The 24434-nt window shown below is 23.9% G+C and carries 21 protein-coding genes; 7 read left to right on the top strand and 14 right to left on the bottom strand.

Annotated features, from left to right (window positions below; translation table 11 throughout):
- Positions 1 to 178: 178 nt before the first annotated feature.
- The 3 genes from T523_RS01525 to T523_RS01515 all read left to right on the top strand — a co-directional run bounded on the left by T523_RS01525 (position 179) and on the right by T523_RS01515 (position 2668).
- On the top strand, positions 179 to 886 hold the full coding sequence (locus tag T523_RS01525) for a UPF0280 family protein (protein WP_042707142.1): 708 nt from the start codon (positions 179 to 181) through the stop codon (positions 884 to 886).
- 9 nt (positions 887 to 895) lie between these two features.
- On the top strand, positions 896 to 1735 hold the full coding sequence (locus tag T523_RS01520) for an alpha/beta fold hydrolase (protein WP_042707140.1): 840 nt from the start codon (positions 896 to 898) through the stop codon (positions 1733 to 1735).
- A gap of 87 nt (positions 1736 to 1822) precedes the next feature.
- Complete coding sequence (locus T523_RS01515) at positions 1823 to 2668, top strand: pyrroline-5-carboxylate reductase family protein (protein WP_269593443.1); 846 nt, start codon at positions 1823 to 1825, stop codon at positions 2666 to 2668.
- Between the two features lie 132 nt (positions 2669 to 2800).
- On the opposite strand, the gene T523_RS01510 is transcribed toward T523_RS01515, so the two are convergent.
- The 6 genes from T523_RS01510 to T523_RS01485 all read right to left on the bottom strand — a co-directional run bounded on the left by T523_RS01510 (position 2801) and on the right by T523_RS01485 (position 10230).
- On the bottom strand, positions 2801 to 3139 hold the full coding sequence (locus tag T523_RS01510; protein WP_042707137.1) for a hypothetical protein: 339 nt from the start codon (positions 3137 to 3139) through the stop codon (positions 2801 to 2803).
- 18 nt (positions 3140 to 3157) lie between these two features.
- Positions 3158 to 4537, bottom strand: coding sequence for a P-loop NTPase family protein (locus tag T523_RS01505; protein WP_042707135.1), 1380 nt, complete (start codon positions 4535 to 4537; stop codon positions 3158 to 3160).
- Between the two features lie 345 nt (positions 4538 to 4882).
- Complete coding sequence (locus T523_RS08715) at positions 4883 to 6331, bottom strand: transglutaminase-like domain-containing protein (protein WP_052334596.1); 1449 nt, start codon at positions 6329 to 6331, stop codon at positions 4883 to 4885.
- A gap of 818 nt (positions 6332 to 7149) precedes the next feature.
- The gene (locus T523_RS01495) at positions 7150 to 9066 is read right to left on the bottom strand and encodes a YhgE/Pip family protein (protein WP_052334595.1); all 1917 of its coding nucleotides are present in this window, start codon (positions 9064 to 9066) and stop codon (positions 7150 to 7152) included.
- A 93-nt stretch (positions 9067 to 9159) separates the two neighbouring features.
- A complete protein-coding gene (locus T523_RS01490; protein WP_042707134.1) occupies positions 9160 to 9753 on the bottom strand; it encodes a TetR/AcrR family transcriptional regulator in 594 nt (197 codons plus the stop codon).
- 180 nt (positions 9754 to 9933) lie between these two features.
- Positions 9934 to 10230, bottom strand: a complete 297-nt coding sequence (locus T523_RS01485; RefSeq protein ID WP_042707132.1) for a UPF0058 family protein — start codon at positions 10228 to 10230, stop codon at positions 9934 to 9936.
- Positions 10231 to 11101: 871 nt separating this feature from the next.
- On the opposite strand from T523_RS01485, the gene hisD reads away from it, so the two are divergent.
- Positions 11102 to 12376 (top strand): histidinol dehydrogenase, encoded by a 1275-nt coding sequence (gene hisD / locus T523_RS01480; RefSeq protein WP_042707131.1) that lies wholly within the window; start codon positions 11102 to 11104, stop codon positions 12374 to 12376.
- 76 nt (positions 12377 to 12452) lie between these two features.
- Positions 12453 to 12755, top strand: coding sequence for a hypothetical protein (locus T523_RS01475; protein WP_042707129.1), 303 nt, complete (start codon positions 12453 to 12455; stop codon positions 12753 to 12755).
- 386 nt (positions 12756 to 13141) lie between these two features.
- On the opposite strand, the gene T523_RS01470 is transcribed toward T523_RS01475, so the two are convergent.
- The 5 genes from T523_RS01470 to mtxX all read right to left on the bottom strand — a co-directional run bounded on the left by T523_RS01470 (position 13142) and on the right by mtxX (position 18644).
- Entirely contained in the window at positions 13142 to 13759 is a 618-nt protein-coding gene (locus T523_RS01470) for a flavodoxin family protein (RefSeq protein ID WP_042707127.1), read from the bottom strand.
- 127 nt (positions 13760 to 13886) lie between these two features.
- On the bottom strand, positions 13887 to 15203 hold the full coding sequence (gene aspS, locus T523_RS01465; RefSeq protein WP_042707126.1) for an aspartate--tRNA(Asn) ligase: 1317 nt from the start codon (positions 15201 to 15203) through the stop codon (positions 13887 to 13889).
- 473 nt (positions 15204 to 15676) lie between these two features.
- Positions 15677 to 16441, bottom strand: a complete 765-nt coding sequence (locus tag T523_RS01460) for a TatD family hydrolase (protein ID WP_042707125.1) — start codon at positions 16439 to 16441, stop codon at positions 15677 to 15679.
- A gap of 435 nt (positions 16442 to 16876) precedes the next feature.
- A complete protein-coding gene (gene uppS / locus T523_RS01455) occupies positions 16877 to 17641 on the bottom strand; it encodes a polyprenyl diphosphate synthase (RefSeq protein WP_042707124.1) in 765 nt (254 codons plus the stop codon).
- A gap of 247 nt (positions 17642 to 17888) precedes the next feature.
- Positions 17889 to 18644, bottom strand: coding sequence for a methanogenesis marker protein Mmp4/MtxX (gene mtxX / locus T523_RS01450; protein ID WP_042707122.1), 756 nt, complete (start codon positions 18642 to 18644; stop codon positions 17889 to 17891).
- Between the two features lie 476 nt (positions 18645 to 19120).
- Between mtxX and T523_RS01445 the strand changes: the two genes are divergently transcribed.
- The gene (locus tag T523_RS01445; protein ID WP_042707120.1) at positions 19121 to 19849 is read left to right on the top strand and encodes a DUF4012 domain-containing protein; all 729 of its coding nucleotides are present in this window, start codon (positions 19121 to 19123) and stop codon (positions 19847 to 19849) included.
- A gap of 325 nt (positions 19850 to 20174) precedes the next feature.
- Here the strand turns inward: T523_RS01445 and hemL are convergent, their stop codons facing one another.
- The gene (gene hemL, locus T523_RS01440) at positions 20175 to 21443 is read right to left on the bottom strand and encodes a glutamate-1-semialdehyde 2,1-aminomutase (protein WP_042707119.1); all 1269 of its coding nucleotides are present in this window, start codon (positions 21441 to 21443) and stop codon (positions 20175 to 20177) included.
- 68 nt (positions 21444 to 21511) lie between these two features.
- Positions 21512 to 22159, bottom strand: coding sequence for a cobalt-precorrin-8 methylmutase (locus tag T523_RS01435; RefSeq protein ID WP_394296269.1), 648 nt, complete (start codon positions 22157 to 22159; stop codon positions 21512 to 21514).
- A 450-nt stretch (positions 22160 to 22609) separates the two neighbouring features.
- Between T523_RS01435 and T523_RS01430 the strand changes: the two genes are divergently transcribed.
- Complete coding sequence (locus T523_RS01430) at positions 22610 to 22855, top strand: DUF5654 family protein (protein WP_042707117.1); 246 nt, start codon at positions 22610 to 22612, stop codon at positions 22853 to 22855.
- Positions 22856 to 23097: 242 nt separating this feature from the next.
- Here the strand turns inward: T523_RS01430 and T523_RS01425 are convergent, their stop codons facing one another.
- Positions 23098 to 24360 (bottom strand): BaiN/RdsA family NAD(P)/FAD-dependent oxidoreductase, encoded by a 1263-nt coding sequence (locus T523_RS01425; RefSeq protein ID WP_042707116.1) that lies wholly within the window; start codon positions 24358 to 24360, stop codon positions 23098 to 23100.
- Positions 24361 to 24434: the final 74 nt, after the last annotated feature.

The raw sequence follows: 24434 nt of genomic DNA, 5'->3' as shown, positions 1-24434 counted from the left end.
AAATAGAAAAATATGAATTAAATAGGTTTTGTTGAAATCCTCAAAATTTTTTAAAATAAACTTCTTAAAATTGATTTTCAAGTATTAACTAAGTTTAAATTTTTATAAAAAATTGATTTCAACAATCTATTAAATACTTAAAAAATAAAAAATAATCAAAAAATTTCAAATGATTAAAATGAATAAAGAAGTAATAGAAATAGATGAAACACATATAAGGTTAATTACAGACTTAGAAAATCATAACTTAAATGATTTTATACTAAAAATTAGAAGGCAATTAAAAGATTATATTTATGAAAATCCAGATTTCTTAACAAAACTTACACCATTTGATAAAAATCTTAATACAAAATATAAAATTATTCAATTAATGGATAAAAGTAGTAAAATAGCAAATGTAGGTCCAATGGCTGCTGTTGCAGGTACAATCTCAGAATTATGCTTAAATCATTTAATATTAAAAGGAAGTAAATTATCTTCTGTTGAAAATGGTGGAGATATTGCTATTATAAATAATAAAAAAATGGTTTGTGGAATATATACACATACAATTAAAGATATTGGCTTTAGATTAAAACCAAGAAATAAACCACTTGGAATATGTACTTCCTCTGGAAAAATTGGTCATTCCATAAGTTTTGGAAACTCTGAATCAGTTACAATTATTGCAGAAGAAGCAAGTATTGCAGATGGACTTGCAACATCTATTGCAAATGAAGTTAAAGGAGAAACTGTTGAAGATGCAATGAATAATGGTCTTGAAAGTGCAGAAAAATATAGTGAATTTTATCAAGGAGCACTTATTACTGTTGGAGATTTAGTAGGAACCATTGGAAAATTACCTAAAATTGTAAGTACAGAACCATTTGATATTGATTATTAAGAGGATAAAATGAAAAAACTATATTATATTGAAGAAAATCCTAATAAAAAGGATAGTATCCTATTTTTACATCCTAAATTCTTAGGAAATTGGATTTTTATAAAACAAGAAAACACTTTTAATAACTATAATAATCTTTTTATTGACTTACTTGGACATGGTAAAAGCGATTTTGAAGAGTTTAGTTTTGATAAATGTATAGATTATCTTTTAGATATTATTAAAGAAAAAAACAAAAAAGGTGAAGTTCATTTAGTAGGAATTGATCTTGGAGGGCAAATAGCTCTTAGAATACTTGCAAGATATCCTGACTTAATTGGAAAAGTAATAATATCTGGAGTATACTATCAAGATAAAGAAGAAGTTAAAGAACGTAAAAATTCAATTGTTAATTTTTTAGATAAAACAAAAAGATTAATTCTTGATAAAAAAGATGAAACTTTTCTTATAAAAGCATATCTTAGACATTATGGATTAAAATCTAAGTATTATTCATTAATAAATGATTCATATTCTAAATTTAATCAAGAAGAACTTAAAAATTTAGCATATAATAACTTAAATTATACACTTGATAAAGCAAAAGATTATAAAAAAGCATCAGATTTAATGATTATTTATGGAGATAAAGAATCAAAAACTGTTCAAAAATCTGCTTATTGCATTCATGAATTGTATAAAGGTTCTGAAATTATTAAAATAAAAGATGGTATTGAATTAGAAAATATAAAAAATCCTAATGTTATAAATTCACTTATATGTGATTTTTTAAATGAACTTATTATAAATGATACATATAAAATTAAAAATATTGAATTTAACCTAACCGTTAATACAAAAGGAATTTAAAAGAATTAAAAATATTGAATTTAACCTAACCGTTAATACAAAAGGAATTTAAAAGAATTAAAAATATTGAATTTAACCTAACCGTTAATACAAAAGGAATTTAAAAGTGATAAAATGACTATTGGAATAATTGGATATGGAAACATTGGACATATGATTTGTGAAAATCTACTTAAATTAAACTTAATAAATGAAGATGAACTTATTATCTCAAATAGAAACATAGAAAAATTAAATTCTTTAAAAGAATACTATCCAAATGTAAAAATAACTGATGATAATAAAAAGCTTTCTACAGAAGCAGATAAAATAATTATATCTGTTGAAAGTGATGATTTACTAAATGTAATATCTGAAATTAAACCTAATTTAAATAATACACATATTATTCATACTTGTGCAGGAATAAGTTTTGAAGAGATTGAAAATATTTACAATGGTCCAATAAGTTTAGTTATTCCAAGTATTGCTTCAGAATTTATAGAAAGTGATAATCCTCAAAATGGGATAAGTTTAATTGTACATAATGATAATGTAAATTTTATAGATTCATCTAAACTAGAAACATTGTTTAATGAATTTTCTTATGTTAAAATACTTCCTGATGAAGAAGATATAGAAATAGCTACAATATTAACTAGTTGTGCACCAGCATACATTGGAATTCTTGTTAAAAAATTAAGTGAATTTGGATTTAAACACACAAATCTTGATTATGATGAATGTAAATATTTAATTCTTAAAACATTAATTGGATCAAGTGAAGTTTTATTAAAAAATAGAGCAAGTTCTGATGATAACTGTGATAAATTAATAAATACAGTATGTACACCAAATGGTATTACAGAAAAAGGATTAAATTATTTAGATTTAGAATTAGATGAAATTATTGAGGAATTATTTGATATTTTATTAAAAACATACAAAGAATAAAGATATATTTTGTCTAAAAAAACCATATATTTTATTAATAAGATATTTAAGAATAAATAAAAATTCCTCTTATTAAAATTAATATATCAAAAAAGAAGCAATATAAAAAAAACAACATAAAAAAATTTAAAGTTAAGTTATAGCACAATCTCCATTACTATTATATATACCCACACCCGGTAGACCTGGTGCAAGTTGAATAAGATCTCCAACAGAACAGTCCTCATCAGAAACAAAAATTACAAGTAAAGCAATATATTCAAAATACTTTCCACTATGTTCTAATTTTCTTCTTTGATAATCAAAAGTGAAAATATACTTAATAACCTCATTAAAATCTTCATCTTCTTCATCACTATATTCCTCAATTTCATATTTATTATAACCCCCTTCAACTTCAAGGGATAATAATTCAGGAGTTAAATCTAATGAAAGATTGAATCTTTTAAGCACTTCACTGATAGTTTCCATAATCTTAACCTCATTATGCTATTTCTTATTAAAATCATAAATCGCATTATCCACTAATCCTAAAATAGAATCATCAATACTTGAATAATCTCCTTCTAATTCAATAGGAATATTATCACAATAAACAACTTCTAATCCATAATTAAGTGCTTCTTTACTTGCAACATCAACTGCAGCAGCTTTAAGTTCAGTTAACATACAATCAACTTTATCAATATATTTTGTAATATCTTCTTTTAACAAAGGTCTATTAGAAAGATGTGATGTTGTTCCAATTATTTTACAATCATAAGTTTCTTCAAGATATTTAACTAATTTATCTTTAACAGAACTAGGTGCTGTAGTTACAAATAAAACTTTTTTATTTTTAATTGATTTTAATGGTTTAGGTCTAAATACAGTAGGAATAACTTTTACATTAGGATTAATACTATGAATAAAATTAATAATTTTATTAACTTTTTCTTTTGAAGTCATTGGTTCTTCACACATTGTTAAAATAATCAAATCACCAAGTCCAATCCTATATGGTCCAAAGAAGTTGGTAATATTTAAAATATCTTGATTTGTACCAACAAGAACTATTGTTTTATCTGTTTTAATTGGTGGAATTGCTGCACCACTACCTTCAAATATTATAAAATCAGAATCTTGTTTATTAGCAATCTTTGCTCCTTCTTTCATATTAGTAAAAAATACTTCACCAGACATTCCTCCACCACAACGTCTACAACCAATAGTAAGAATTCTACTCATTAAAGCATCTTCCCAATGGTCACTTGCTGCATGAACACCTTTATCTGCTTGCTCTACTAAAAATTCAGGAGTTATTTCAATTTTATCACCATGAACAATTTCAGGAACTTCTGGTCCTCCCCTACCCATTGCTACAACACAAGGATTATAATTGTTTTTATCAATTAAACGAGAAGTATAAGTACTAACTGCAGTTTTTCCTATTCTTTTACCTGTTCCAATAATTTTAATTGAAGGTTTTTCTGGAATATCTGCTTGAGTTGGAGGTTCAAATTTAAAATCAGTACCTTCATATACTACTCCTTTTGCAATTACACGACAAGCTATTTTAAAACGTTTAGAATAATCAAGAACTGGTTCATCAGACAAATCCATAATAATATCTGGTTTATATTTATCAATCATTTCTTCAATTAAATCATAAGGAATTTCATTTTTATTATCTCCAAAATAAACTGGAAATCCCATTAACTCAGAATATGCCTCTGGATTATCAGTTTTTAATTTTTCAGTTCCACCAATAAATACCATAGATACAACTTCATTATGTTCTAAGTCATTAATCACAGATATTGCAGACTTTGTAACAGGAAGATAATGTTCTCCATCAACTAAACATATGATTTTATTAGTCATAGTAATCCTCTTTTGAAATTTAAATTTAATTAAAAATATTCAAACTTAATGAAATCTTTTTAATTTATAATATATATTTTTAATTATAAAAATTATATAAAACTAAGATTTATGAATTTAAAAAAGACAATTAAAAAAGATGTTATAATATAAAATCTTATTAATTTAAAAATAATAATTATAGACTTAAATTTTTAAAAAAAAAAATACTTAAAAATTAGAAAAAACAAAATAAACATCTAAAAATAATTAAAAACAAAACAATCATTCAACTAATTAAAAAAACAATCAAAAAAAAAAAAACTAAAAATAAAATAAAAAAAGAAAAAATGAATGGGTTAAGTTTTGTATTTAAAAGGTCAATTTAGGACCAAGAATAGTTATAGCATCATTCGGATGACCAGCACAGGAACCAAATCCTTTATCACTACCAGTACTAACTGTATCTATATCTATCCAACGGCCATTAATATTATATTGACTCCATACGTGAGCAGAAGTTCCATCTAAGAATGAAACACTATCACAATATACATATCTTCCAGTAATATTTTGTGCATTAGCCATAGCCATTACAAGTTGTGCTTGATCACAACAATTTCCAGCTTTTGCCTTAAAGGTACCTTGTGCACCTTTTTTAGTACCACCATAATATTCATATTGAATATTATGATTTACCCAATGATGGATAGCCCTTAATTTTTGATCTGAGCTAGTACAATTAGCACAAATTTGATTAGAAGCTTCTTTAATATCAGAACTTACAGTAACATTAACATTTCCATTAGGTACATTAACATTAACTGTTTTTCCATTTACTGTGGTATTACCAGTACCATTAACCATAACTAAATAAGCTCTACTAGGATTCATCTTATCAGCACCACAAACACCACAGAAATCAGCATCACAACCTCCTTTAGCAGGGTCACATGTGATTTCTCCTTCTGGTACTCCAGCTCCCCCATTAGAACTTCCACTTCCATCCCTATTCGGATCTTTAGGAGTATCTGATAAGGTACCCCATTTATGACAGAATGGACAGTAATTTAAATATGTTCTTGTATATGGTTTATAATCACCACAATTGTTTGCACAAGATGGATACATAGTAACTGTAATAGTATCATTATTTGTATAATTACTTTGATTAGTTACAGATGGTGTGAAGTTACTACTATTCATACTGGAATTATCTAAGATAATATAAGTAATATTTGAACCATTTGACATAGTTACATTTTGAATAGTTACATTACTTACATTTACATTAGTCATATTAATACCAGTATCATCAGGTAATGTGTAATTCTCTATCTTATTAGATTTAAAGTAATTTTCAAGAGTTTGAGGCATTACATCAGTACCATTAATACTTATAACTGTCTTATTTGTACATAATAATTGTGTATAGTTTTTACTTCCACATTCACGAGTGATTGCAGTAGATTCAAAGTTTTCCCAATGACCATTATTTTTAACTTGAACCCATTGATGATCTAATGAATCACTAGTTTCACCTGAAACGATTCTTACTTCATAACCATTTTGTAAAAGTTTATCTTGAGCAAATTGAGCTAATGCTATTGAATTACCTTTACCTGTTTTATTTAAATCATCAATACTACTTGAACCATTAGAATCATAATGAAATTTTAAATTCATATATGTACGTAATAAGAATAAACCTTTTTCACCACTTAAATTATGGTTAATAGTATTTTCCATTACATCACTAATATTCTCATTACTTGAGAACATAACTAATGAATCATTTACAGTATTATTTGAATTTAACATTTTTGAAGAATCCTTAAAATCTCCAAAAGAAGATATAGTTATAGCAGAAACACATGAAATTGAAACAAGTGATATTAAAAATATTATACTTATAAAAAGTACATATTTTTGAATATTTTTAATTTTAACACCTCAATGATTAAGCAAGTTATTTTAATGCTAAATTTAAATCACTGAATCACTACATCAACAATAAATACATTTTAAAACATTTTTTCTCCATTACTAATACAATTATTTTAATACAATATTTGTAATAAAATATTAAAATCTTGCTTTAGATATTAGTTTAAATAGCTAAATATCTATTTAATTCATATAAACACTATTTACAATAATATACTAAATAATTTTAATTAAATTAAATATATCATGTAATTTCAATTTTAAATAAGTAAAATTTTTACTTATTAAATAAAGATACTTGTAAAATTACAATATCTTTAAAGATAATAACAATACTACAAATTTATTATCTTTTAATAATAATTATTTTAGAAAATAAATAATAATACTAGAAATTATTTAGATTATAAACAATTATTATCCATATATTTTATTATTAAAGTTATGCCAAAAATAATTAGAAAAAATTTTTCTAATTAATTAATATCCTAAAAAGAATAGTTAATAAAAATTTTACTAACTAAATAAAATTAAGATATAATCTGATCTTACTAAATAAAAAAATCTTAAGTTTATAGTTGAAATTAATACAAATTAATTAAATAACTAAATAGTTAAAATTGATACAATCAATTTATTATTAATTAAATAAGAATTAAAGGATAGTATTGCTAATTAAATTAAATATTTAACTAGAAAAATCCACTATCATCTAATATACGTTCTAAAGCTTGAGATTTTCTATCGAATTTTTCTTTAACAACAATTGTAATTATAAATAATCCAACTGGCATAATAGCTAGTTTACTTATATTCCACCAATAATGATTCCATATTATTCCTGCAATAATTTCCCGTAATGCACCTACTGAGTAAGTTAATGGTAAATAAGGATTAACATGTGCAAAGAATGGAGGCATTAATTCTACAGCAAAAATACCACCAGATGCAGTAATTTGTAATAATAAAATTACCATTACAATTAATTTACCTGCATTACCTAATGCAGAGTAGAAACAATATGCAATAATCATAAAGCACAGAGCAATAAAGTACAGTGAGAAAATCCATGCTATTGGATTAGTAATTTGGATTTTCATTAAAAAATCACAAACTATAACTCCAGTTGCTTGAACAAATGCAATAAGCAAGAAAAATGGTAATCTACCAAAAAATACTTCTAATGGAGAGTATTTATCAGAATATTTAACTTGACGTTTAATCATTGCAATTGCAACTAAACAACCAATCCATAATGAAATTGAATTATAAAATGGTGCAAGTCCAGAACCATAATTAGGAACTGAAAACATTTTATGTTTTTTCAATTGAACTGGATTTTCAAAGTAATTTTTTACTCCACTTAAATTCATGTCTTTATATGCTGCTAATTTTTCTATAGTATCTGGACTTATAGAATTAAGTTTAGCAGCAATTATTGGGATAGTAGCTTTAACTTTAGGCCAATCATTATTAGCAACACTTAGAGCATAAGATGCTTTATTGATTTTTGTACTAATATCATCACGATCATTATACAGTTCATCAACATATTTATTTGATGTTTGAAGTAGTGATCCTGTAGTAGCTAATTTATTATGAACTTCTGGAGAATCCATAGTAGCTTCAACTTCATTAAGTGCATTCATTACTTGTTGAAGTTTAACCATATTAGTTTCAACCTTATTAATAATTGGTAATAATGGTTGATAATGAGTCATATTATACATACTTCTCAAATAAACATCAAAAGTATATAAATCACTATAAGATGCATTAGCTTCTGCTTTCATTTTAGTAATAGTAGTACGAGATTTTGAATCATGATTATTAATTTGATCATTTAATACATCATAATCAGATTGTAATGTACCTAAATAACCTTTTACTTCAGGTAAAGCATTGTATATTTGAGGCCAAATATTTTTAATAGTTGACATGTCAGAATTAGCTTCACTTAATCCTTGATCAACCTTACCTGTATTACTATTTAAATCATTTGCAAAAGATTGAGCTTTGTATAAATCTCCTTTATTTTTATCTAATATTCCAGCAGCATCTTTTAATTTACCAAAAATTATTGAATCAACAGCCGTAACAACTTGATCATTAATTTTAGCTTCAAGAATACTTGTTCCAGATCTTAGAATAACTGGATTAATTGCATTTAATTTTTCATTAACATAATAATCAATTTGTGCTCTTTCTGGATTATTAGAATCAACTGTCATCAGTTGTTCTGAGAAGTTCTTAGGAATAACTAGTGCTGCAGTATATGTACCTTCATGAACACCATATTTAGCATTACTTTCATTTACAAAAACCCATGAGAAATTATTATTATGGTGTAACTCATTAACCAGCATATTTCCAATATTGTAATATGATCCATTATCTAATGTATATCCTACATCATTATTAACAACTGCAACTTTAATATTACCAGTATTAGCATAAGGATCCCATGTAGATTCTATAGTTAAAGTAGCATACATTGCAGGTATTAACATAATAACTAAAATTACAACAAGGACAGCAGGAGAATGAATTAATATGTGAAAATCCTTTTTCACAATTTCCTTAATATTTTCATACATAGTGTTTTCCATAATATCCCTATAATTACATAATTTCAATTTTACAGTATTTAAACAGCAAATAACTTTAAATTATTAATAAAAAAGTTAAAAACCAGTTAAATACTATGGAGCAATTCCATTAAATAATATTTCAATAAAATTATCCACTTCTTCATCTACAGATTTACTTGGAGTATATCCATAAATTTTCCAAAGAATTAATGATTGGATAATCATACTATAAATATTAAGAGATAAAACTTCAATATTTACCTCTTTAGAGATTTTACCTTTATTTATCTGTTTTTCTAAGATAATTTTAAGATTATTTATTACCTTCTCAGATATTTTCTTAAAAGTTGAATCTCCTAATGAAACAGTCCTCATATCTTCAATGGAAATTTTAATTAAATTTAAATCATCTTCAAAAAGATAAAGAATATTGTTCCATAAAGATTTTAATATAGAGACAAGATCTTCATCTTCATCTATTTCAAAGACATAATCTAATTTATTTAAAAAATATTCTGAGTAAAATTTAGATGCTTCATTTAAAAGGTTATCTTTATTTTTAAATTTACGGAATATAGTAACTTCACTAACATGTGCTTTATCAGCAATCCTTCTAGTAGTGGCGTTATTAATTCCACCTTCCTCTAAAAGTTGTACTGTAGCATATAATATTTTAGTCTCAGTATCTTTAACTTCAATTTCCATAATGTAAGTAAGTACTTACATACATATAAACCTTTTGTATAATATTTGTAAAAATAATCAAAATCAATAAAAAGATTGAACAAAATAATGAAAATATACAAAAAATAAGAATACACTTAATTAAATAAAATAAAAATAGAATAAAAAAAATAAAAAATAAAAAAATATTAAATACCCAAATTATTTAGATTCAGCTTTAGCTAAATCGTTTTCAGACCTTTTAATTAGTTCTTGTAAACCATTAGTAACATTTGGTGGGATGGAATTTTCATCCTTATTTAATATAATTTTAGAAATTGTATTTGCTAATACAAAAATTGCGTGTTTATGTTCTGCTTTAGTTCTGTGAATATGATGTGGACTGATGTTTAATGCAATATATTCACTGCAATCATTTTTAATTTCATCATTTTCAGCTAAATATTTTAAAACATAAACTAAGAATTGGTGCATCTGTATCATTTCGTCTTTATACATAAAAAACACTTCCAATGTTCATATATTAATGAAAATTTTCTCCATTAATTATGTAATGATATTTAATATAACTATTTCTTAATTATATCAACTATTGTATTATTAAACAATTTTAGATAATTATAAATAATAATTGAAATTTAAAATAATCAAAAAAATGATTATCAAAATTGTACTAAAATGATTTAATATAACATTTAATATATCAAACCAAAAAATATTCAAAATTAATATAAATATAATCCATAATTAAAGAATTAATATCTAATTTTAAATATTTAATAAAACTATGAACTAATTTAATATTATATAAATATTCTATCAATAATAAACTGATTTATTAAAAAATAAAATAGTTAATTTTAATTAATTCTGTATAGTCTTATATAAGATTTTTATATTTATAAATGTTATGTTATATTGAACTGAATTTAAAAATAAGAAAAAATTAGAAAAATAATTAAAGATATAATTAAAAAAATAAAAGAATTTAAAAAAACTTATTTAAAAAATAAAAATAATTTAATAATATAAATATTAAAAAATAATAATTTAAATAGCTAAAATAAAAAAATAAGAATATATAAAAAATATTATTAGAAATAAAAGAAAATATTAAATTTAATTTTTAAAAATTATTTTAATAGAAAATATATTCAAAACATTAAATAAAAATTTGAACAAAATCAAAACTCAAAAAAATAAAACCCCAAATAAAAAAAAACCAAAATTATAAACAAAAACTCAAATAAAAAAATCAAAACTACAATTAAAATTTAAAAAATAAACATAATATAATAATATATAATTAATAAAAAATACAAAATTTAAATTAATAAAAATAATAATTTATTCTTATAAAAGTGATATAATGAAACTAATCAAGTATAATGAAAATCAATTAAATGATATTATAAAAAGATCAGAAGAGGATATTAATAAAATAATACCTACAGTCAACGATATATTAGAAGACATTAAAGAAAATAAAGATAAAGCTATTTTAGGATACACTGAAAAATTTGATGGTGTGAAACTAGAAAATATGAAAGTTTCAGAAGAAGAAATTAAAGAAGCATATAAAAATATTGATGATAATCTTATAGAAGCTCTTAAAAGTGCTGCAAGTAATATTAAAAAATTCCATAAAGCAGAAATTCCAGAAGAATGGAAAATGGATATTAAAGATGGAATTACAGCAGGTCAAATAATTAGGCCTTTAGAAACAGTTGGATGTTATATACCTGGTGGAAGAGCAGCATATCCATCAACAATATTAATGACCGTTATTCCTGCAAAAATAGCAGGAGTTAAAAAAATCGTATGTTGTACACCACCTGGAAAAGATGGAAAAGTAATGGATGCAATTCTTGTTGCAAGTGATATTGCAGGAGCAGATGAAATATATAAGGTAGGTGGAGCACAAGCTATTGGTGCAATGGCATATGGTTCTGAAACAATACCTAAAGTAGATAAAATTGTAGGACCTGGAAATATCTTTGTTACAGGAGCTAAAAAATTAGTATATGGTGATGTAGATATTGAATTCCCTGCAGGACCATCTGAACTTTTAGTACTTGCAGATGAAACAGATGATGCAGAATTTATTGCATATGATATTTTATCCCAAGCAGAACATGATCCTAATGCAGCATGTATCTTTGTAACACCTAATGAAAAATTAGGATATGAAGTTGAAAGAAAAATAAAAGAAATAAGCGAAAAAGCAGTTCGTAAAGAAATTATTGAAGCATCTCTTTCAAAAAGAGGAAAAATTGTTATTGTAAAAGATATTGATGAAGGAATATATGTAACTAATAAATATGCACCAGAACATTTAATTATTGCAACTAAAGATAATAAATATACTTTAAGTAAAATTAATAATGCAGGTTCAATATTTTTAGGTAATTATGCACCAGTAGCATGTGGTGACTATGGTAGTGGAACTAACCACGTATTACCAACAGGAGCTGGAGCAAGGATGTATTCTGGACTTTCTACTGAAGACTTCTTGAAAAAACCTACAGTACAAAAAATTACAAAAGAGGGATTAAATACCTTAAAAGAAACTATCCTTCCTATTGCAGAATATGAAGGTTTCTTTGCACATGCAGATTCAGTTAAAGTAAGATTTAAAGATTAAATTCTTATTTTAAAAAAAATCATATTAATACTAAAATTAGAATCTTAACTTAATTATTTATCTAAAGGTGATTTTTATGGATAAATCTGAAGAAATTCTCCAGCATTTAGATGATATTAAAGAAGGAGTTACAAAAACCAATAAATTAAGTAGATCTCAATTAAAACTTGTAAATGAGATTACAAGATCTATTGAAGCAGAAGAAGAAAATGAATTTGAAAATGCAATATCAAATATTGATGAAGTTACAGATTTTGATAAAAAAATAGAAGATTATAAAAAAATTAAAGAAGATTTAGAAAAACTTAATCAATATGACCTTGAACAAGTTAAACTTCTTAATGAAATTAAAGGTCTTCTAATTAAAAATTTTATGTAGATTCTATTCATAAAGTACAAAGACTAGAGTATATCTTCTAATTAAAAATATGTAGAATTCTATTCATAATATAATAAGAATACTTAATATCTTTTAATTAAAAACTTTATTCAAGACTATTTTTAATTTAATAAATGTAAAATACATTTATTAACTTTTTTTTAAAAATTAATTAATTTATTAAAAACCACTTATTTTAAAATTAAAAAAATTAATGAATTTCAATAAATTAAATTTATTTAAAAATAGTCTAAAATTTAGAATAAAGCTATTAAATTGATTTTAAACCAGTATATTATTAGATTTCTATAAATAATTTTCAAAAGATTCTAAATATAAATAATAAATTTAAACTATGATATTTACTTAAAAATTTTATTTTAAAATTATTTCATAGGTCTTATGAAATTAGTAGAAATTGGAGCTTCCATTTTAGGAGTTTCTTCATGAGTAAATGATTTTAACATCCATACCATATTTCTTGCTAATGTTCTCATAATTTGAAGACCTTCTTTATCTAATCTTACTTCCTCTGGAGTATTACCATGAACCCCATTCCAGTATTGACTACTTACAATAGGCATGTTAGAAATAGTGAAGTATTTATTCAATCTATCGAAACTAGCAGTGGATCCTCCACGTCTACAACTTACAATAGATGCGGCAGGTTTAAATGAAAATCGTTTAGCATTATGGTAAAATACCCTGTCAAGTAATGCACAAAGCGCACCATTAGGACCTGCAAAATATACTGGAGAACCTATAATTAAACCATCAGAATCTAAGATTGCTTTTGTTAGATCATTTGCACAGTCATCAGTAAAGTTACACATACCATCTTCAATACATTTCTGACATGCAATACAACCACGTACTTGTCTATTACCTATCCAAAATATTTCACTATCAACATTAAATTTTGCTAATTCTTCTTTTATAATAGATAATGCTTCATTAGTACATCCATCCCTATGAGGGCTTCCATTTACAAGTAAAACTTTCATATTATCACCAAATATAATATTTATATATTCATATATATAAATATATAGTTCTAAATGATTTTAAAATATAAGTAAAATCTTAAAAAAAAAAAATAAAAAAAAGTAAGTAAAACCTTAGGTATTAAACCTAAGGAGTTAATCGATGTCTGTCTCTTGGGAAGAGTACAGTTTCCCTAATATTTTCAACACCAGTTAATACCATGTTTACCCTGTCAGCACCAAGACCCCAACCTGCATGAGGTGGCATACCATATTTAAATGCTTTAAGATAAGCAGCAAAAGATTCAGGTGATAAATCTTTTTCAATTAATTGATTTAATACAAGATCATATTGGTGAATACGTGTAGCTCCTGAAGATAATTCAAGATTTTTATACATTAAATCAAAAGCATGAGATTTTTCAGGATTATTCTCATAAGGCATTACATAAAATGGTTTAATAGCAGTAGGCCATCCAGTTAAGAAATAGAAGTCACCCATTGCTTCACCTAAAGCTTTTTCACCTTCACGAGATAAATCTTCACCATATTCCATTTCAACGCCTGCTTCATTAACAAGATCTACAGCATTATCATAATCAATTCTTTCGAATTTTTTAGGAACTTCAATACTATGGTCAAGTAATTCTAATTCATCAGCACAATTATCATTAATATCAGTAATTACTTTTACTAATAATTCATTTAATATTTTCATGACATCTTCATCATCCATAAAAGAAGCTTCCATATCAATAGAAATAGCTTCATTTAAATGTCTTAAAGTATCATGTTCTTCTGCCCTAAATATTTGACCAATTTCAAATACTTTATCAAATCCTGCAGACATCATCATTTGTTTATATAATTGAGGAGATTGTCCAAGGAAAGCTTCTCTTTCAAAGTAAGTAATTGGGAAAAGTTCAGTTCCACCTTCAGTAGCTGAAGCTACAAGTTTAGGAGTTTGAATTTCAATAACATCATGATCATAGAAATATTGACGTGCAGATTTATAAAATTGATTTTTAATTTTGAAAATTGCACTTACACCAGGTTTTCTTAAATCTAAAAATCTTGAATTTAATCTAGTATCCATTTCTGCTTTAACTTTTTCTGTTGGATCTAATGGTAATGGTTGATTAGCCATATTTAAAACAGTAATTTCAGATGGAATAATTTCGACACCATTTGGTGCTTTTCCAGAAGATTGAACTTTACCTTTAACTGCTACAACAGATTCTTTTCTAAGTGATCTAATATCTTCTAAAATTTCAGCTGATACTTTTTTACTTGGTGCAGTAACTTGTATCAAACCTTTAAAATCTCTAATAAGTAGAAATATAATTCCACCTAAATCACGAATTTCATGAACCCATCCCATAATTGTTACTTCCTGGTCAATAACATCTTCATTAACATCAGAAGTATAATGGGTTCTTCTTAAGTCTTTTAATAAGTATTCCACTTAATTCACCTCATAGTATAAAAAAATAATAAGAATAATATAATTCAATGAAAAGTATCTTTAAATAAGATATTTAAAACTATTTTCTAAAAAATAGAATTAATGAATTATTTCATACATATATAATATTAATTCTTTTAATTTATAAACTTTTAATTAAAAAGGTATTTAATTATTATTATAAAAATTAAAATTAAATTTTAATTATAAAAATCAGAATAGAAAAATAGCTATTAATAGAATTTAAAAAACCAAACTCAAAATACAAAAAACAAAAACAATAATAAGTATTAATAAAATTCAAAAAAATAAACTAAAAATACAAAAATAAGTATTAATAAAATTTAGAAAACTAAATTATAATTAATAAAAATAAATCACAATAGAATTAAGAAAATAAAATTAAATTAAAAAAATGAATAATTAAATTAAAAATTTAAAAGATAAATTAAAAATAATAAAAGAAATTTTAATTATTTAAGACCAAAAACTTTTTTTGCATTATAAGTAGTTACTTCATCTACATAATCATATGAAATATTTTTAATTTCAGAAATTTTCTTAGCTCCTCTAAGTACAAAGGCAGGTTCATTTCTTTCTTCTTTAGTTAAAGCAAGAAAAGGACTATCAGTTTCAACAACGATATTCTCCACTGGAATATCTTTTATTAAATCTTGATGATGTTTAGAATAACATACCATAGTTGAAAAACTCATAAAATAATTATCATGTTCCATAATTCGTTTTGCAGTTTTTAAACTACCACTAAAACAATGAAAAATTACATAAGGAATATTTTCATAATCATTTACAATGTTTAATACTTTTTTATCACAATTTCGCCCATGAATAAGTAATGGTTTTTCATATTCATTAGCTATTTCAACAAAACCAGTAAAAACTTTTTTCTGCTTTTCTCTTAAACTTTTATCTCTTACAAAAAAATAATCCATTCCAACTTCACCAATTGCAACATAATCATCTAAATGATTAATTAAATAATCATAAGCACTATTGATTTCATCATTAGTTCTTTTTTCAGATGAAACTGGATAATATCCATAAGTTGGATATAAAAAATTAGAATATTTCTTAGAAAGTTCAACAACATATTTATTACTAATTGGATTAGTTCCAGAGTCAATTATATAATCAAGAACTTGTTTTGCTCTATTAATAACCTCATCACGATCTTCATCATATTCTTCAAAATCTATATGACAATGTGTATCAATCATAAAAATCACTTAAAAAAAATACTTAACTAAAATCTATATCAAAGCATCTAATGATTAAAAATACTATTAAAAATATCTAAAACCTATATAATCACTTAAACTATTAAAAAATACCTAAAACTATATTAAATCATTTTAAATTTAAGATTAAAAAATAAATACATAAAACCTATATAAAATCACTTAAAAAATTAAAAAAACTATTAAAAATACCTAAAACTTATATAAAAACCATTAAAAAGATTAAAAAAATATTATTAAAGTTATGAAAAAATTATACCAAAATACAAACTTTAATAAATTCTAAAAAATCCATTAAATGCATTTTATTTAAAATTCAATTTTAAAAAAGAATATTGTTCTTAAATTTAAAATATTTACCTTAAATGATTTTGAATAAATCTTAAAAAAAGATAAAAATATATAATAGAAAAACTATGTACCAAAACGTCTATCTCTTGATTGATAATCACGTATAGCTCTTAAAAAGTCAGTTTTTCTAAATTCTGGCCATAAACTATCACAGAAATATAATTCAGAATAAGAAGATTGCCATAGTAAGAAACCACTTAACCTTTCTTCACCACTAGTTCTAATAATAAGATTTGGATCTTCTAAACCAGCAGTATAAAGGTTTTTACTAATTAAATCTTCATCAACATCATCTATACTAATATTTCCTGCTTCAATATCTTTATATATTTTTTTAACAGCATCAACAATTTCAAGTCTTCCATCATAACCAATTGCAAGATTAAATAATCTATCAGTATAATCTTTAGTTGATTCTTCTGCTTCATTAATAGCTTCTTTTACTCTATCAGGTAATAAATCAGTTCTTCCAACAACCTGAACTTTAATATGATATTTATGTATTTTTTCATGAGTAACTAAACGTTTAAAATTTTTAACAAAAAGGTCCATTAAACCTTCTACTTCATGCTTAGGTCTATTAAAATTTTCTGTAGAAAAAGCATATACAGTGATAATTTTAATACCTAAATCAATACTCCAATCTAATAATTTCTCTAAAGTACCTACACCCATTTCATGACCTTTAACAACATCAATATTCCCTTGTATTTTACTATATCTACGATTACCATCCATAATAATAGCAATGTGTTTAGGCATGTTACTTGAATCTAAGTGTTTCATAAGATACCATTCATATATATCATAAATAAATTGAGCAACCATATTTATTCCTTTTTTTCATTTTTAATGTATCCTATTGAATTAATATTAAATTATAAGTTTATAATCTATTATAATATTTAAAAAAATATTATATAATTACAATAAGATTTTAGAAAACTTTAAAAAAATATATAATTACTATAATATTTGTTTCTTAATTTATAATATACTTATCTATAAATTTAAGAAAATAAATAAAATATTAAAAAAAAGTCAAAAAAATTAAAATAAAATATTATTAAAATTATTATTCATTATTTTTAAGAGAAGCTAAACGATATGCTAATTCAATACTTCTAACATAACCTTCAACAGTCTGATCACGACTAGTATCAATATAAATATTATTAATACCTAAAGTTACACCACCATAACTTGGCCATTTACATAATAAAACAAGGATTCTAAATATATAATTACCAATAATACCATTAGGTGCAATTATAATATTATTTTTATCATTAATTGCTTGTTCAATTAATATATTATAATTCTTAATAGAATAATTAATATTCTTAAATTTTTCATCTTTATTAAATTCATTAGAAAGAATATCATAAAGTTTAGAACTTTCATTAAGCATATTATCTATTTCTTTAGTTCGACCATAATCATCAGATCTCCCACCAGATAAAATAGCTATTTTTGGTGAAAGATTAAGTTTTAAAAGAAATTCACTTGCTTGCTTAGCTAAAGTTACTTTATCTTCAATAGTTTTTCCTTCATCTATTCCTACAGGTAAGATTAAAAATTCATATTCTTTAGAATGAATAAATGTTGCCCTATTTATTTTATTAGAACTTTTATTCTTAAGATTTTTAATTACACCTGATGCAGGAAGTGATCCTCGTACTACACCATCAATATTATCATCATAAATTGCAGAAATAAGTTCTTCATCATTTTTAACAATATTAATATTAAGATTAGTTTTTTTATTTAAAATAGAACAAGCTTTAACAATATTCTTATTTTTCCCAAGACCAACTGTAATTCTTATCATTATATTAAAATTATTTTTAAAATTAATAAATTTAATTATTAATTTATATTTAAAAATAAAGTAAGTAAAAATAATAAAAAATAGAGATATGTTTAAAGATTTAGATATAAACTAAACAAATATCATAAAAATCAAAGAATTTATTATAAAAAAATATAAATATAATAGATTAATTAAATTCATAATATATATAAAAATTAACTTAAATTTACAAGTTAAACTTTCTTAAAAAAGATTAAAAATTATGAAATTCTATACAAAAAAGGCACTAGATTAAATTATGTTAATCTATTCAAATTTAAAATCAAAGTAGAAATTCAAGCACACTTTATAAAAAAGTAATAATATTTATATTTAATAAAAAATATAAAATAACTAAGATTTAATTTATTTACTAATAAATGAATTTTTTAATTAAAAAATTATATTTTGTTGTATAATAATGTTGAGTCATGAAAAATTTTTAAGTGAGAAATATGAGAAGAACTAAAAAACTAATTATTGCAATATTAATAGTAATATTAGTTGGTATGGTTGCAGTATTAGCCGGTACACTCTTCTTAGGAGGAGGCCAACCTTCTGGTGAACTAGCACATGGTGATAAAAATGTTCTTGTCTGTGCTATTGATGAAGGTGAAAAACGTCCAGGAATGGGAGCATGTGATATGGCATTTATTGTCCATTTACAAAATGGAACTGTCAAAAATTATACTGCTGTCTATCCTCATGGTATGACTCACCCAACTAAAGCCGAACCTGCCGAAGCACAAGCACAAGGTGCTGGATCTAAGATGTTACTTCACGATTCATTTTGGTATAATAATACCACAGAATCCATGGAAAATGCTAAAGAAATTGTAGAATATAACACTCATGTTAAAATTGATGCAGTTGTAGCTGTTAATACAGAAGCAATGAATGCAATCATGAATTCTGCAGGACCATTATATGTTGATGGAAAAAAAGTTAATACAAGTTCAATTAGTATAGTACGTGAAGAGCAATACAATGCTAAAAATACTAGAGGTAACTCTGTATTAATGTTAACTAAAGCATTGGCGAATGCAACTAAAGATCCAAGTAAAAAAGCTGCAATGGTTCAAACTGCACTTGACCAATACTCAAAAGGAAATATTGTAATGGCTCCAAAAGGAGACTTTGTTGGATTATTATCAACTAAAGGATTTGGATCATTATTTGGATAAAAAGTTAAATTTAACTTCTTTATCCTACAATTTATTTACAAACTCTAAATTTAAATCAAAAACTTATTTTAATAAAAAAACTTATTTTCATGAAAAAATTTTAAATATATTTAGAGATTAAAAAAAGCTTATTTTTATAAAAAAACTAAAAAAACATATTTAAAACTATAAAATGCTTATTCTTATAAAATGTTTTAAATTGTTTTAGAAAATAAAAAAAAACTAAACTTACAAAAAAGCTTAAAATACTTTAAAAACACTTAAAAAAACTAAACTTATAAAAACTTTAAAATATTTAAAAAAATAAAAAAAAGAGAGAAATGAATTAATCTAGTTCATATGCAACTTTAAGAGCATTTTCAATTGCATCTGCAGTTTTTTCTAAATCTTCATCAGTATGTTTAATTGAAATAAAGTTACATTCAAATTGACTAGGTGGTATAAAGACATTTTGTTTAAGTAATTCTTTAAAGTATACATTAAAACGTTTAGTATCTGATTTTTGAGCATCAAGATAATTATGTACCTCATTAGGATTGAAATAAATTTGGAACATAGATCCTATTCCAACAGGTTGAACATTAAGATTTAAATCCTCAACAGTATCAGATATTGATTCTCTTAAATCTTGACCTTTACTATTAAGATCATTATAAAAATTATAATCTAACTGTTTCATAGTAGCAATACCTGCAGCCATACTTATTGGATTACCACTAAGTGTTCCTGCTTGATAAATAGGTCCAGATGGAGCAAACATTTCCATAATATCTCTACGTCCAGCAATAGCACCAATTGGGAATCCTCCTGCTAAAATTTTAGCAAAAGTTGCAAGATCTGGTTTAATATCAAAATACTCTTGAGCACCACCACGTGCTATTCTAAATCCAGTAATAACCTCATCAAATATTAATAAAATACCTTTTTCTCTTGTAATCTCACGTACAAATTCAAGGAAACCTTCATCAGGTACAACACAACCAATATTTCCCATTACAGGTTCAATAATAACTGCAGCAATATCATCTTCATTTTTTACAATTAAATCAGTTAAAGCATCTTCATCATTATATGGACAAGATAATGTGTTTACAGTTGTTTCTTCAGGAATTCCAAGAGAATCAGGTTTACATGCTCCTCCAGAACCTGATTTTACAAGTACATAATCATGTGCTCCATGATATGCTCCTTCAAATTTAATAATTTTATTTTTACCAGTAAAACCTCTTGCAAGTCTAATTGCACTCATTGTAGCTTCTGTTCCAGAATTACAGAATCTTACCATTTCAGCACAAGGTACTCTATCAATTACTTCACGAGCAAGTTCAATCTCTTTTACATGAGGTGCACCAAAATCATTACCTAATTTTAATTGTTGTTCTATTGCATGATTTAAAACACTATTTGCATGGCCAAGAATCAATGGACCATAAGCAAGACAATGATCAATATAAACATTTCCCTCTTCATCATATATTTTTGACCCATGTCCTTTTTTTACAAAAAATGGATAAGGTTCATATGCTCTTACAGGAGAATTTACTCCACCAGGCATACATTCTTTAGCTAATTCGTATAAATCTTTTGAATTCATAATATCACATCAGTTATTTAATTTAATTATTATATTAAAATTGATAATTTACTTAATTATATAAAAATTTAATCTTTAATTTGATAATAATTTTCATTTTTCATAGTTGAAATTAAACTATTAACACATGCTACAGCAACAGGTGTTCCTCCTTTAGGACCACGAGTAATCACATGAGGAATGTTTGTTTTTGAAAGAGCTTCTTTTGAATCTGCAGCTTTTACAAAACCTACAGGAACTCCAACAATTGATTTTGCATTTAATTCTCCATTTTCTACAAGTTCAATTGATTTAAAAAGAGATGTTGGTGCATTTCCAATTACAATTATTCCTTCAAAGTCTTCTTTAGCAGCATATTCTATTGCAGCAGCAGCTCTTGTAATTTGTTTATTTTTTGCATATTCTCTTACATTATCATCTTTAATATAAGAATAAACATTACCATCATATTGAGTAATACCTACTTTAACCATATTAATATCTGTAAGTATATCTTCATTATTCTTAAGTGCTTTAATACTTATATCAACAAAATTTGGACTTATTGATATAATTTTACTATATTCTGGGTCTGCAGTTGAGTGAACTACACGTTCAACAATATCTCTTTCAGCAGGAGTCATATCCTTTGTATCATCACCTATAAGTGAACGAATAATTTCCCTACTTTTTGTTGCAATATCCATTCCTTGCTCTGTAGATGCTCCCATAAACATTTTTATCACATCTTTATTTAAATACTAAATAATAAATTATGTTGAAAAAAGTTTTACTTAAAAATTTAAGTTTTTAAACCATTATTTTTAATTTAAAAATTAAATTTCATTCCAAGATTTCAACAAGACTAAATAATAATTTAAATTTTTATAATATATACTTTATATTTATTCAATAATTAATGTTACTTTTATTTAAAGTTAAATTTTCTTATTTTAAAAGATAAACTAAAGAATTTTAAAATAATAATATATAAAAATACTATGTTTAATTATAGATTTTAAAAATATAGTATATATATAATAAAAAACAAAACAAATAAACAAGTAGTTATAAGTTTTTAATATTAAATGAACTATTTTTAAAATGAATATTAATATTTCATAAAATAGATTAAGTATATTAAAAACTATTTTCAATTACTTTAAAAAAAATAAGGAGAAAAAATAATGTCTGATGTAGGAAAAGAAGTTATAAAAACAATGATTACATTAATAACTACCGCATTTGCATTAGTTGCAGGTTTAGCATGGAACAGTGCTATTTCTAAATTAATACAAACTTTCATGCCTGCAGGAAGTGAACTTAATGGTATGCTTTTCTATGCTATAGCAGTAACTGTTATTGCAGTAGTTGTAACTCTCTTACTTGGTAGAATGGCAGGTAAAATGGGTGTAAAAATAGATGATGATTAAAATTCATTATCTATATTTTAATTTTTAAATATACAATAAAACATCAAAAAAATTAAAAATTACTAATTTTAAATAAATATCAAATCAATAAAATTTAAACTAATTTTATAATAATCTGTGAAAGCATGATTATTTAAAAATTAAATCTTTTAAAAACATTTATCTTTAAACTAAAAATACCATAAAAACTAAAACCTAAAAAACATCTATTTTTAAATTAAAAATTTAAGTTTTTAATAAAATTATTTAATTGATTTACTTGCAGATTCTCCAGCTAAACTACCTGTTGTAAATGCTATTTGTAAGTTATATCCTCCAGTAGGACCGCAAATATCTAAAATCTCTCCAGCAAAATAAAGTCCTGGGATTATATTAGATTCCATAGTTTTTGGATTAATTTCATTTAAAGATATTCCACCTACAGTAACAAATCCTGCTTTATCAATAATACCATCAACTTCAATTGGAAAATTTTTAAGATTTTCAATAATTTTATTACGATTTGATTTATTAAGATTATTCATTTTAGTATTTAAATTTATATTAAGTTTATTTAAGAAGTAAAAGGTAAATTTATTTGGTAAATATTTTCTAAGATAATTATGAACCTCTTTTTTTGTTTTTGAATTTTTAATAAAGTCTTTTTTAATTTCTTCTCTATTTAAACTAGGAATAAAATCAATGAATATTGTTTCTTTTTTAAAATTTTTTTTATTAAATAATAAATCATAATCTTCTAATTTTATAAATTCCCTACTTATATTAATTATAGCTGGCCCAGTAATACCATTATTAGAAATAAGTAAATCTCCTTTTTCTTCAATAGTTTTATTATCATATTTGAATGAAGTTTTTATATTTTTAAAACTTAATCCACTAAGAGAAGTTAAATTTGAATCATTTACAATAAATGGAAATAAACCTGGTTTAATTGTTTCTATAGAATGACCTAAAGTCTTAGCAAATTTATAACCATCACCAGTAGAACCAGTATATGGATAAGTTATTCCACCAGTAGAAATAATTAATTTTTTAGAAATATAATCATTTTTATCTGTTTTTATTAAAAATTCATCATCATTATTTAAAACATCTAAAACTTCATTATTTAATTTAAGATCTATATTTAAATCTAAAATATATTCATTTAAAATATTAATAACAGATTCTGCATTATTAGTAATTGGAAAAACGCGATTATTATCTTCAACTTTAAATTCAAGTCCCTTATTTCTAAAAATATCTAGAAGTTCATTGTTTTTAAATGAATAAAAAGCATGTTTAATAAATTTACTATCTTTTTTACTATATTTTTTAAGTGTTTCACGAATTGGTGAATTATTTGTAATATTACAACGTCCTTGACCAGTAATACTTAATTTCTTACCTAATTTACTATTTTTTTCTATAATAAGAACATTAATATTAGGATTATAATTAGCTGCTTTAATTCCTGCTAAAATTCCACTAGGTCCTCCACCAATTATTGCAATATCATATTTCATAAAAAATATTTTGAATATTATTATAATTAAAATTTTAGTAAAAAAACTAAATTAAAATAAAAAATAAAAAATAA

Source organism: Methanobrevibacter wolinii SH (assembly GCF_000621965.1).
Classification (GTDB): Archaea; Methanobacteriota; Methanobacteria; order Methanobacteriales; family Methanobacteriaceae; genus Methanarmilla; species Methanarmilla wolinii.
This window is presented reverse-complemented; position numbering and strand designations above follow the sequence as displayed.